Source organism: Amycolatopsis circi (assembly GCF_003385235.1).
GTDB classification, from domain to species: Bacteria; Actinomycetota; Actinomycetes; order Mycobacteriales; family Pseudonocardiaceae; genus Amycolatopsis; species Amycolatopsis circi.
In genome coordinates this window covers 1-11,288 of the sequence record NZ_PQIA01000052.1, presented here as the reverse complement: position 1 = coordinate 11,288, position 11,288 = coordinate 1, and the positions used below count along the sequence as shown (strand labels likewise).

Sequence of the window (11,288 nt, the reverse complement as noted above, 5' to 3'; positions counted from 1 at the left end):
CATGGCAGAGGCGCGCCCGGCCGATGTTCCGCATTACGTCGGCGGCGAGTTCAGGCCTGCGCGGAGCGGGAAGTGGCTCGAGAGCGTCAACCCGGCGACCGGGGAGGTGTGGGCGAGGATCCCGGCCGGCGAGGCGTCCGATGTGGACGACGCGGTAGCCGCGGCGCTGGCCGCGTTTCCCGCTTGGCGCGGGAAATTGCCGATGGAACGGGCGGCTATCCTCCGCGCTTGGGCAAACCTGGTCCGCGAAGACGCCGATGAGCTGTGGCGGCTCGACGCGACCGACAACGGTCGCGCCAGCACCGAGGCGCGCCCCGCGGTTCTCGGCGGTGCTGCGCAGATCGAGTTTCATGCAGGCCTGGCGGAGACGATCACCTCGGAAACCGTCGCGATCACTCCGGCAGCGCATACGTACTCAGTGCGAGAGCCGTTCGGCGTCGTCGGCATCATCATTCCGTGGAACGCGCCGCTGGCCATGTTTCTGGCGAAGACGTCCGCAGCCTTGGCCGCTGGCAACACGGTGGTCGTGAAACCGCCGGAGCGCGCATCGGTGTCGATTCTCGCCGCGGCGCGCCGCTTGGAAGAGGCAGGAATTCCGCCCGGGGCGGTGAACGTCGTCTGCGGCGAGGGCGCGACGGCGGGCGAAGCACTGGTAGACCACCGAGACATCGCCAAGATCAGTTTCACTGGGTCGACCGCGACGGGACGGCGGATCACCCAGCGATCGGTGAGCAACCTGAAAGTCCTGGGGCTGGAGCTCGGGGGCAAATCGCCGAATGTCGTGTTCGCGGACGCGGATCTCGACGCCGCGGCGGCCGGTGCGGCGGCCGGAATCTTCACCGGCAGCGCCGGGCAAGCGTGCATCGCGGGATCGCGGATCCTGGTCGAAGACACGATCTTCGACGAGTTCCTGGAGCGCGTGCGGGCACACGCCGCGGCGATCCGGCTGGGAGATCCGCTCGACCCGGAGACCACGATGGGGCCGGTCGCGTTCGACGCGCAGTTCGACAAGGTGCGGGGCTATCTGGAGCTTGCCGAAGCGGAAGGTGCGCGGCGGGTGTTCGGCGGGCGGAGCGGCAAGGATCTCTTCGAACCGGGGCATCGGCTGTCCGGCGGCTACTTCGTGGAGCCGACGCTGTTCGCCACCCCGGACAACCGGCTGCGGGTCTGCCAGGAGGAGATCTTCGGCCCGGTCGCGGTCGCGATTCCGTTCAGTTCGGAAACCCACGCGCTCGAGTTGGCGAACGACACCGTCTACGGGCTCGCGGCCGGGGTGTGGACCAGCGACGTGTCACGAGTCCACCGGCTGGCGGACGGCCTGCGTGCGGGAACGGTGTGGGTCAACACCTACCGAAGGCTGCATTGGGCCTTGCCGTTCGGCGGGCAGAAGGAAAGCGGCAACCGGGTTTCGAACGGGCCGCGTGCGCTCGACGAGTGGCTCGAGCACAAGAGCGTCTGGATCGAGCACGGCTGAGCACCCCGGCTTGTGCCTCGCTCCGTGCGCTTGGTTTCCTGGACGGCAGACCAACCATCCGCACGCGAGGGGGCTCGATGGCCGAGGACGCACGGGCTGCCGCCCGGCAGAACCGCCGAGACCAGACCAGGTCTCGTTTGGCGGACGCCGCTGTCGACTGCTTCTCCCTGACCGGGTACGTGGCGACGTCGATCGAAGACATCACCGCCGCCGCGGGCACCACCCGGGCGACGTTCTACCGGCATTTCCGGTCCAAAGCGGATGTGCTGATGGAAGTTCTGCGCCACCTGGACGAAGAGTACGAGCCGGTCTATCTCGCCTTGTTCGAGCTCGCGGAGCGTCCGAGCCGCGAACGCATCTCCCGCTGGCTCGACGACACGTTGCGGGTGTGGGAACGAACCCGGGTGGCGTCCGCGGCCGTCACCGAGGCCGCTCTGCTGGACGACACGGTCCGCGAACGCCAGCAGACGAGCTTCGAGCGCGACATCGAACTGCTCGCGGCCGCCTTGCAGAAGGGCGGACGCTGGACTGAGCCGCAGGCGAAAGTCCGGGCGGCCTTGCTCTTCGGGCAGCTGCAGCAGATGTTCCTTCGCTGGTCGTCGCACGGGTGGGATCTCGACCGGGACGAAACGGCCGTCGTGCTGGCGCGGATGTGGAGTGCGGCGCTCGACCTTGACTGAATCGGTTAAGTAAAGAAAGAGACTCTGAGTCTCTTGACGCTCTGCGCGTGAGCGGGGTTACATCGGTGTGCCCCCCTACATCGACGTGGGAGATGGCCATGACCGTCACCATGGATATCCCGGCGAACACCGCGCCCGCGCAGCCCGAGACAGCTTCGCTCTGTCTCGGGGATTCGCCTGTCCTGCGCCAGGTTCTTTCCGTTGCGTCGCCTGCGCCGGAACGCGGCTCAGGCGAGCAGGGCGCTGTCCTGATCGTCTGCGAATGCCGCCCCGGCATGGATGTCTCGACTCGAATCGAGGCTCACCTGAATGAGTTCCGGTTGTCCGGCAACGCAGTCGGACTGATCGTCGTGGCACAAGAAGTCGGCTGCGGCGCCGCCATGCTCGCGGAACTCCATCAGGCCGTGCGAGTGTGCGGCGGAGTCCCGGTCGGGGCGGGGATATGCCTCGATGCCGCTGGCCTCATTGCGGGAGAGGACGACGTCGTCTTCGCCGATGTCACTGACGCCTCCCGGCTGGTGCAGCTGGGTCGGCGCGTGCGAGCGCTCGCCCGGAACAGGCGGCTCCTCCGCGGTCACTGATCTTTCCCGCACCTGCCGGGCCGGGGACCCCGCATGCCTCGAGCAGCCAAGCAAGCGATAGAGCAAGACAAGGAGAGCGTGTGAAATTCTCGATGATCTTCGAGGCGCAGCTGGCCGATCCGACGCCGGAGACCGAGCGGCAGCTCATCTTCGATTCGGTCGAGCAGGCTGTGTTCGCGGAGCAGATGGGCTTCGACGGCATCTGGGCAGTCGAACACCACGGTCTCGAGCACTACTCGCACATGTCGGCGCCGGAGCTGTTCCTCGCGACCGTGGCCGCGAAAACATCCCGAATCAGGATCGGGCACGGCGCGGTGTGCATGCCGTTCAACTACAACTTCCCGACGCGCGTCGCGGAGAAGGCTGCGTTCCTGGACGTGCTGTCGAACGGCAGGTTGAACCTTGGTGCCGCCCGGGGCGGGACGTTGCAGGAAGCCGCACTGTGCAATGTGGACCCAGAGCGAACCGCCGCGGAAGTGGAGGAAGCGCTGCGGATCGTGAGTTCCGCTTGGCGCTCGGAAGACTTCTCCTGGCATGGCAAGCTACTCGACCTCGAAGCACCGAAGGGGAACGCACCGTTGCGCATCTTGCCGCGTCCGGTGCAGCGTCCGCATCCGCCGTTGTACCTGGCGAGCACCAAGCCCGACACCGTGGTGCACTCCGCCGATCTCGGGGTGGGCGCACTGATCTTCGGCTTCGCGGGTCTCGACAGCGTGGCGCACCAGCACAAGCTGTACCGGGAACGCTGCGAGACGCGCAGTGGGGAGAACTTGGTCTCGGACGTGACGAACGACCAGTTCGTCGCACTGTGCCCGACTATCGTGCTCGACGACGCGAAGCAGGCGAAGGAGATCGGTGCCCGCGGCCAGCGGTTCTTCGGGGAATCGATCGGCTATTGGCATCTCGGCGGAGCCGAACCACCCACGGGCGACACCGTCACCGAGGATAATGTCGCCTTCATGCGGGACCGGGCTGAGTCGCGTGCTGCGGCTTACGACCGGGGCGAACTGCCGCAGTATTCCGAGCGCTCGCTCGCATCGGCGAACTACAACATCGACCACGCTTACGGCACCGTGGAGACCGCGATCGACTATGTCACCGAGCTCGAGCGGGTCGGTGTCGACGAGGTGCTCTGCCTGATCCAGATGGGCACGGTGCCGCACGAGGTGTGCCTGGAGACCATCCGGAACTGGGGCGAGCACGTCATCCCGCATTTCCGGGCCAAAGAAGCACGGTTCTGATGCGGCTCGAGGGAAAGGTCGCGGTGATCACCGGCGGCGCCCGTGGTCAGGGCGCGGCGGAGGGAGCGCTCTTTGCCCGGGAGGGCGCCCGCGTGATCGTCGCAGATGTGGACGAAGAGGCCGGTCGCGCCGTAGCGGCCGGGTTCGGAGGCACCTTCGTCCGGCTCGACGTCAGTGCCGAAGACGGCTGGGAGGCCGCACTCGACGGCGTTGTCGTGCGGTACGGCCGGCTCGACGTGCTCGTGAACAATGCGGCCCGCTATCGGACCAAGCCCCTCGCGGAGGAATCGGTGGCCGCGTTGGACGGCATCCTCGCGGTGAACCTGCGCGGGCCGTTTCTCGGGATTCGCGCCGCCGCGAAACGCATGGAACACGGTGGCTCGATCATCAATGTGTCCTCGACGGCGGGAATGACCGGCTACCCCGGGCACGGTGCCTACGGCATGAGCAAATGGGCGCTGCGGGGGCTGACCAAGGTCGCTGCGGCTGAGCTCGCGCCGCAGGGGATCCGGGTCAACTGCCTCATCCCGGGCGCGATCGAGGGACCGATGCTTGAGCAAAGCATCCCGCCGGAACTGCTCGCCGACCCGGCGCACTGGGCAGGCACCCCGATCGGCCGGGCCGGCCGCCCGGACGAAGTCGCGCGAGCGGCGCTCTTCCTGGCGTCCGAAGACTCCAGTTACCTCACCGGGACCGAGCTTGTCGTGGACGGTGGAGCAACCGGCACGGGATGACAGGAGGAACACATGGATCCGGAATTCGCGGAATTCCTTGCGGCGATGCCGCCCTTGCAGTTCGACGATCCCGCGGCGCAGCGGGAGCTGAGCGCCAAGGCGCGGGCGGAGTGGCCGCTCGTGCCCTGGCCGGCTGGAGTATCCCGGATCGGCGACGAGGTTCCGGCGGCACTGGACCGGTCGGTGCCGATCCGCCGGTACGTGCCGGACGATGCAGACGAGTCGACGCCAGTCGTGCTGTGGATGCACGGCGGCGGATATTGCATCGGCCACCCGGACGAGGACGAGGTGTTCTGCGCGCGCCTGGCGGCCGATGTCGGAGTCGTGGTCGTCTCGGTCGACTACCGGCTCGCTCCGGAAGATCCTTACCCGGCGGCCTTGGACGATTGCTACGCCGCCTTGCAGCATGTCGCGGCGGAAGTGCCGTTGGTGGTCGCGGGGATGTCGGCAGGTGCCGGATTGGCGGCGGCGGTCGCGATCCGCGCCCGGGACGACGGGGGACCGGCCATCGACGGCCAGGTGCTGCTGTGCCCGTTCCTGGACGCGACTATGCGGGGCGCTTCGCTCACGGAGTTGCCGACAGCTGCGGTCTTCAGTGCGGCGGACGCGCGGCGTTGCTGGCAGCACTACTTGGGATCCCTCGTCGACGCGCCGCCAGCAACGGGTTCGCCTGCGGCGGCGCGGGACTTCGGTCGGCTGCCGCCCGCTTACGTCTTGGCGGCGGGCGAGGACTGCCTGCGCGACGAGGCGGTGGAGTACGCGCGGCAGCTGCAGGCTGCAGGCGTGCCGGTCGAACTCCACGTGGTCCCCGGCGTGCCGCACGCGTTCACCGCGCTGCAGCCCGGTGCGGCGATCAGCCGGAGGATCCGCAGGGAAGTCGAAGGGGTTTTCGGCCGGTTCACCGCCGGAGGCGGCGGTCAGACTCCATAGCCCCCGTCGACGTCGAGACATTGGCCGGTGATGAAGCCTGCCCGGTCCGACGCGAGGAACGCGACCGCTTCGGCGATGTCCAAAGCATTGCCGAAGCGGCGCAGCGGAATGTTCCGCCGGGTGATCTCGAGCGCCGTGTCGTCGAGTTCGCCGGACGAGATGAGCCGGTCCGCCATGCCGTCGGTGAGCATGCCGGGGCCGACGCAATTGACCCGGACGCCGAACCGGCCCTCTTCGGCGGCGAACGCCCGCGCGACTGCCTCGACAGCGCCCTTCGTGCCGGAAGACAGCCCGTCCCGAACCGGGAAGCGGCGAGTGGCTGCGGTCGTCACCACCGTCACGGTTCCCTTGCTCTGGCGCAATTCCGGCAGCGCGGCGTGGGCCAGGTTGAAGAACGCCGCAGCGTCCGCGTCCAGCTGCGCGCGGTACTGGGCCGGGGAAACCTTGCTCAGGTGCACCATCGGCACGTGCGGGCCGGCGGCGTACACCAGCGAGTGGATACCGCCGAATGACTCGGATGCCTGGGAAACCGCGGTCGCGGTGGCGTCGGCGTCCGCAAGATCGAGCTGGTACGCGCTCTGGCGCTGGCCCATGGATTCGACTTCGCGCCCCAGTTCTTTCGCAGCGACCTCGTTGGCTCGGTAGGTGAAAGCGACGTCGCTGCCCCTGCGGGCGAGGAGCCGGGTGATGGCCGCGCCGATCCCGCCGGTTCCGCCGGCGACGAGCGCGGCACCGGATTTCGTGGAGAAGTCCGACATCGTGAATACCCTTCAGGAAACGGAAAACGTCGAGCCGGGAGCTTAACAGCCCTTGCCAAGCGAGCGCTTGGTTCCGTACTGTGACGGCAGTCTCTGCGTGCAATGCCGCACTCCAGGAGGTCCAGTGGCCACCGAATCGTTTTCCTCTTCCGGCACCGACCCGTCCGGTCGTGATTGGACCGCGCGGCGGGTGTTCGGCCTGCTCGTCATCGTCCTTCTCGCCGAACTCGCCGCGTTTTCCTACAACCTGGTGGCCACCGCGCTGCCGGGGATCGCGGCGCATTACCGCACCGATCAGGTGGGGTGGACGATCACGATCGCCAACCTCGCCGCGGCGGTGGTGATGGCGATCATCGGCAAACTCGCGGACCTGCGCGGCAAACGGCTGTTGCTGCTGGTCGCGACCGCGATCGCGGCAGCGGGCGCGATCCTGTCCGCGGTCGCGCCGTCCTACGAGCTTTTCCTCGTCGGCAGAGCGCTTCAAGGCCTGCTCTACATCACGCCGGCGCTGGCCTACTCGTTGATCCGGGACGTGTTCCCGAAACGCATCATCGCGTTCGCGGTCGCCGTGACCTTGACCGGTTCCGGCGTAACGTTCATCCTCGCGCCCTTCCTGGCGGGATGGCTGATCGACTCGTTCGGCGCGCTGTCGATTTTCTGGTTCGTGGCGATCTACGAGGCAGTGTGCATTGTGGCGGTGTGGGCGCTGCTGCCGGAATCGCCGCTGCGGGTGCGTGCCCGGCTGGACTGGCCGGGAGCGGTACTGCTCGGGCTCGGCGGTGCGGCCCTTGTCTTCGGGCTCGGAGAAGGCTCGGAGTGGGGCTGGGGATCCGGCGCGGTGCTTGGTCTTCTCGCGGGCGGCGTCCTGTGCTTCGGCGCTTGGCTGTGGTGGGACCGCAGTTTCCCGGACCCGCTGATCAACCTGCCTCTGTTGCGGAGCCGTCCAATGTGGACCACGCTGTTGCTCGGCGCGTCCGTGTATGCCACGACAGGTATTGTTTCGTCGATCGTGCCCAGCATGCTGCAGACTCCGCGAGAAGTGGGCGGCGGCTACGGTTTCGGCAGCGATGCGATCGGAGTCGCGTACTTCCTGTCGCCGCTCGGCGCCGCGATGGTGGTGGCCGGGTTCCTCTGCGGCGCCCGAGCGTCGCGATGGGGTATCCGCACGCCGATGATCGCCGGCGCGGTTCTGCTCACGCTGGGGTCGGCCGGACTGGCTATGTGGCATGCGCAAGCCTGGCAGGTCGCGGTGCTGCTCGTGGTGTTCGGGGCAGGGATGGGCGCGACCTACGGCGGGTTGCCGAATCTTGTGATGCAGGCAAGCCCGCCCGAGCAGCAGGGGATCGCGTCGATCATGGCGCTGGAAGGGCAGAACATCGGCACGGTGGTGCTCATCCAGGTCGCTTTCGCGGCGTTGACGGCGAACGCGGTCCAGGCGGGTGCCGGAGTGTTCTACCGCGAGAGCGGATACCGGGTCGCCTTCGCGGTGGCGGCCGGATGCGGGCTCGTGAGTGTCCTGCTGGCGAGCGTGCTGCCGCACGGCCGGCGCAAAGACGTACTTCAGGTGCGAACCGGCGCGGACACCGCCGCGGGCGCGTCCGAACGCAAGCGAGTAATGGGTTGAGGGAGCGGAATCTGATGACCAGCATTGTGCCGAACCGGATGAAGTTCGGGGTTTTCCTCGGGCCGGAGCACCGGCCGGGGAACAACCCGACTTGGGATCTGGAACGCGACCTGCAGCTCGTGGAGCACCTGGACCGGCTCGGGTTCGACGAGGCGTTCATCGGGGAACACCACTCGAGCGGCTGGGAGATCATCTCCAGCCCGGAGGTGTTCATCGCGGCCGCGGCGCAACGCACGCGTGACATCAAGCTCGGCACCGGGGTGATTTCGCTGCCGTATCACCATCCGCTGATGGTGGCGGAGCGCATCACTCTGCTCGATCACCTCACGCGGGGCAGGCTGATCGTCGGGACCGGGCCCGGTGCGCTGCCGTCGGACGCGGCCATGATGGGACTGGACTACACCCAGCTCCGCGAGCGGATGGAGGAGTCGCTGGAGGCGATTCTCGCGCTGTTCACCGAATCCGGTCCAGTAGACCGGAAGACCGACTGGTTCGAACTGCGGCAGGCTCAGCTGCAGCTGCTGCCCTACACCCGGCCGCACCCGCCGATGGCGGTGACCGCCGTGGTGTCGCCGGCGGGCGCGAACCTCGCTGGCCGGTTCGGGCTTCCCATGCTCGCGCTGGCAGCAGCGAGCCCCGCCGGGAGCAAGGTGCTCGCGAAGCACTGGGAGATGTACTCCGAGCAGCTGGACCGGCACGGATACGCCGAACCCGACCGGGCTGATTGGCGGCTCGTCAGCTGTGTCCACGTGGCGCCGACCCGGAAAGAGGCGGAGCGTCAGGTCGCCTATGGGATCGACCATGCCGCCCGCTACGCGCTGCGCGACGCCTCCTTCCTGAAGGCCGTCTACGAAACCTCAGGGCTTCCGGCGGACGCGCCGTGGCTCGACGTTTTCCGCGCTTCCCAGCTCGGCGTCGTCGGCACCCCGGAAGACGTCATCGAGCACATCGAGTACATGCAGGAACTGTCCGGCGGATACGGAACTCACTTGATCCGGGTGCTGGACTGGGCCCACCCGCGGGACACGCTCGACTCGTACGAGCTGTTCGCCCGTGAAGTCGCACCGCATTTCCAGGACTCCGCGACACGGCGACTGGAGAACTGGGCAAGTTTCTCCGGTTCCGAAGGCGACTTCCAGAAGGCGCTGTCAGCGGCCAACCGCCGTGCGCAACAACGCTACGAGGCATCGCGGGAGGTTTCGTCGTGACCGCGGCGGCAGATCGGTTCTTGACGGAGGATGCGGTCCCGTTCGTCGATCTGCCGCCACAGCAAGACAACGGAGGCACGGGTGCCGCGTTCGATGCCGCGCGGCAACAGCCATGGCTTGTTCGCACAACGCGCGGCTACGAGGTGATCGAGTATGCCGCGTGCCGAGAGCTGAGCGTGGACCGGCGTCTTGATGGAGTCGGACCCGACTATTACCGCCGGCTCGGTGCGTCCGAGCAGGTCATGTGGTACGCCACCCAAGCGTCACTGCCGATGATCGAAGAGCCGCGGCATGCGCGGATTCGCAAGGCGCTGCAGTACGGATTCACGCGCCCCCGCGTGGAACGGCTGCGCCCGCTCATGCGCCGGGCCGCGCGGCGGCTGGTGGAACAGATGGCGGACCGGGACCCGTTCGACGTAGTCGGGGACTTCACCGATCGTTATCCCATCGAGGTGTTGTGCGCTCTGATGGGAGTGCCGGGCGAGGACATCGACCGGTTCGGGAGCTGGACCGTCGATCTCGGACTGCTCGCGAAGTTCCCGCTTGAGCCGCATTTGCCGCGGATCGACGCTGCGATCCGCGGCCTCCGCGGCTATTTCGCCGAACTCATCGGCCGGAGCGAGGACCGTCCTGGGGAGGACTTCGTCGCGACGGTCGTTGCCGCACAGCGGGAAACAGGTTCGCTGACCCACGACGAGCTGTGCGGAGCTCTGCTGAACCTCCTGTTCGCCGGTCACGACACCACTCGCTACCAGTTCGGGACAGTGGTGCACCTGCTGGTCCGGCACGGGTGGTGGCAACGGATCCGCGCGGACGCGGACGCGATTCCGGGTGCGGTCGATGAAGCGCTGAGGCTGGAGCCGTCGCTGCACATTCTGCTGCGCCAGGTGCGAGAGGATTTCGTGTACCGGGGGCTTGTCTTTCCCGCCGGAACCTTGCTGGTCCTCAATACCTTCGCGGCGAACCGGGATCCGGCGATGTTCCCGGAGCCGAATGCTTTCGACCCTGCGCGAACAAGCCCGGGCAAGCATCTGACGTTCGGATCGGGCGGGCGGATGTGCCTCGGACACCTGCTGGCACGGACCGAGATGGCTGAAGCATTGCAGGTGTTCCTCGAACGGTTTCCGTTGTTGGCTCTCGCAGGCGAACCTCAGGTGGCTGCCGGTCTCTCCGCGATGAACGGGGTCGAGACGCTTCCGCTGACGCGGTCTGTCCCGCGTTGAAGGTTCAGCCGACCGTGGTCCCGTAGGCGCGAGGCGCGGCGATCCCGGGAATCCGGTGGCCCATCCGGCTGTTCTTGGCGAGAAGGTAGTCGATGTTCTCCGGGGTCACTGCGGCAGGCATCGCGACGCACTCGACGACGTCGATTCCTTCGGAAACCAGCGCGTCACGCTTGGCCGGGTTGTTGGTCAGGAGCCGCAACCGGCGCACGCCGAGGTGGTCGAGAACCGCCGCTGCGTCGGTGTAGTCCCGCTGGTCCGCGGGCAACCCGAGCTGGTGGTTCGCGTCCACGGTGTCGTAACCGTCTTCCTGCAAAGCATACGCGGCGATCTTCGCGGTGAGACCGATTCCCCGTCCCTCGTGCCCGCCGAGGTAGACGATCGCGCCGCTCCCGTGCGCGGCGACAGTGCGAAGAGCTTGATCGAGCTGGGATCCGCAGTCGCACCGGCGAGAACCGAACACATCGCCGGTGAGGCACTCGCTGTGAAGCCGCACGAGAGGTGCGGAGCCGTCCGACAGATCGCCCATCACCAGTGCGAGATGCTCGGTTCCGGTCGCGTTCCGATATGCGTGTGCGGTGAAAGTGCCGTGTGCGGTGGGCAGTTGAGCCGTAGCGGCCGCCGCCAGCTCGTGCCGACGGCGATAAGCGACGAGCGCGCGGACAGTGATGATCGGCAGTCCGTGTGTCCGGGCGAATGCGAGCAGTTCCGGCCGTCGGGCCATCGAGCCGTCTTCCGCCAGGAGTTCGCACAGGACACCGGTCGGCGCTGTGCCGGCGAGCCGGCAGAGGTCGACAGTCGCCTCGGTGTGGCCCGCCCGCTCGAGCACCCCACCCGG

General features: G+C 67.6%; 11 protein-coding genes. 8 read left to right on the top strand and 3 right to left on the bottom strand.

Going from position 1 to position 11,288, the window contains the following annotated elements:
• The first annotated feature begins 1 nt into the window (after position 1).
• Positions 2–1,474 carry an aldehyde dehydrogenase family protein gene (locus tag D0D37_RS22340; protein WP_116202515.1) on the top strand — a complete coding sequence of 491 codons (1,473 nt, stop codon included), beginning with the start codon at positions 2–4 and terminating at the stop codon, positions 1,472–1,474.
• Positions 1,475–1,551: 77 nt separating this feature from the next.
• Positions 1,552–2,154, top strand: a complete 603-nt coding sequence (locus D0D37_RS22335) for a TetR/AcrR family transcriptional regulator (protein WP_116202514.1) — start codon at positions 1,552–1,554, stop codon at positions 2,152–2,154.
• Between the two features lie 227 nt (positions 2,155–2,381).
• On the opposite strand, the gene D0D37_RS22330 is transcribed toward D0D37_RS22335, so the two are convergent.
• Entirely contained in the window at positions 2,382–2,732 is a 351-nt protein-coding gene (locus tag D0D37_RS22330) for a hypothetical protein (protein ID WP_116202513.1), read from the bottom strand.
• A gap of 83 nt (positions 2,733–2,815) precedes the next feature.
• Here D0D37_RS22330 and D0D37_RS22325 point away from each other — a divergent pair, with 83 nt between their 5' ends.
• The 3 genes from D0D37_RS22325 to D0D37_RS22315 are packed head-to-tail and all read left to right on the top strand — an operon-like array spanning position 2,816 to position 5,640.
• Complete coding sequence (locus D0D37_RS22325) at positions 2,816–3,976, top strand: LLM class flavin-dependent oxidoreductase (protein WP_116202512.1); 1,161 nt, start codon at positions 2,816–2,818, stop codon at positions 3,974–3,976.
• Positions 3,976–4,710 carry an SDR family NAD(P)-dependent oxidoreductase gene (locus D0D37_RS22320; RefSeq protein ID WP_116202511.1) on the top strand — a complete coding sequence of 245 codons (735 nt, stop codon included), beginning with the start codon at positions 3,976–3,978 and terminating at the stop codon, positions 4,708–4,710. The genes D0D37_RS22325 and D0D37_RS22320 overlap by 1 nt, the downstream gene beginning before the upstream one ends.
• 12 nt (positions 4,711–4,722) lie before the next feature.
• The gene (locus D0D37_RS22315; RefSeq protein ID WP_116202510.1) at positions 4,723–5,640 is read left to right on the top strand and encodes an alpha/beta hydrolase; all 918 of its coding nucleotides are present in this window, start codon (positions 4,723–4,725) and stop codon (positions 5,638–5,640) included.
• Here D0D37_RS22315 and D0D37_RS22310 read toward each other — a convergent pair.
• On the bottom strand, positions 5,628–6,398 hold the full coding sequence (locus D0D37_RS22310) for an SDR family NAD(P)-dependent oxidoreductase (RefSeq protein ID WP_116202509.1): 771 nt from the start codon (positions 6,396–6,398) through the stop codon (positions 5,628–5,630). The two genes, D0D37_RS22315 and D0D37_RS22310, sit on opposite strands and share 13 nt — an antisense overlap.
• A 124-nt stretch (positions 6,399–6,522) precedes the next feature.
• On the opposite strand from D0D37_RS22310, the gene D0D37_RS22305 reads away from it, so the two are divergent.
• Genes D0D37_RS22305 through D0D37_RS22295 form a run of 3 tightly spaced genes read left to right on the top strand, consistent with a single transcriptional unit; the run spans position 6,523 to position 10,453 of the window.
• Positions 6,523–8,022, top strand: a complete 1,500-nt coding sequence (locus tag D0D37_RS22305) for an MFS transporter (protein WP_162834389.1) — start codon at positions 6,523–6,525, stop codon at positions 8,020–8,022.
• Between the two features lie 14 nt (positions 8,023–8,036).
• Positions 8,037–9,230 carry an LLM class flavin-dependent oxidoreductase gene (locus D0D37_RS22300; RefSeq protein WP_116202507.1) on the top strand — a complete coding sequence of 398 codons (1,194 nt, stop codon included), beginning with the start codon at positions 8,037–8,039 and terminating at the stop codon, positions 9,228–9,230.
• Positions 9,227–10,453: a cytochrome P450 gene (locus D0D37_RS22295; protein ID WP_116202506.1), complete on the top strand. Its 1,227-nt coding sequence runs from the start codon at positions 9,227–9,229 to the stop codon at positions 10,451–10,453. Before D0D37_RS22300 ends, D0D37_RS22295 begins: the two co-directional genes overlap by 4 nt.
• A 4-nt stretch (positions 10,454–10,457) precedes the next feature.
• On the opposite strand, the gene ribA is transcribed toward D0D37_RS22295, so the two are convergent.
• Positions 10,458–11,288, bottom strand: an 831-nt coding sequence (gene ribA / locus D0D37_RS22290) for a GTP cyclohydrolase II (RefSeq protein WP_116202553.1), incomplete at its 5' end; no start/stop codon positions are given.

Excerpts from the sequence above, each read along its gene's own strand:
- D0D37_RS22340 (WP_116202515.1), top strand. The coding sequence starts at position 2 with ATGGCAGAGGCGCGCCCGGCCGATGTTCCGCATTACGTCGGCGGCGAG.
- D0D37_RS22335 (WP_116202514.1), top strand. The coding sequence starts at position 1,552 with ATGGCCGAGGACGCACGGGCTGCCGCCCGGCAGAACCGCCGAGACCAG.
- D0D37_RS22320 (WP_116202511.1), top strand. The coding sequence starts at position 3,976 with ATGCGGCTCGAGGGAAAGGTCGCGGTGATCACCGGCGGCGCCCGTGGT.
- D0D37_RS22315 (WP_116202510.1), top strand. The coding sequence starts at position 4,723 with ATGGATCCGGAATTCGCGGAATTCCTTGCGGCGATGCCGCCCTTGCAG.
- D0D37_RS22310 (WP_116202509.1), bottom strand. The coding sequence starts at position 6,398 with ATGTCGGACTTCTCCACGAAATCCGGTGCCGCGCTCGTCGCCGGCGGA.
- D0D37_RS22300 (WP_116202507.1), top strand. The coding sequence starts at position 8,037 with ATGACCAGCATTGTGCCGAACCGGATGAAGTTCGGGGTTTTCCTCGGG.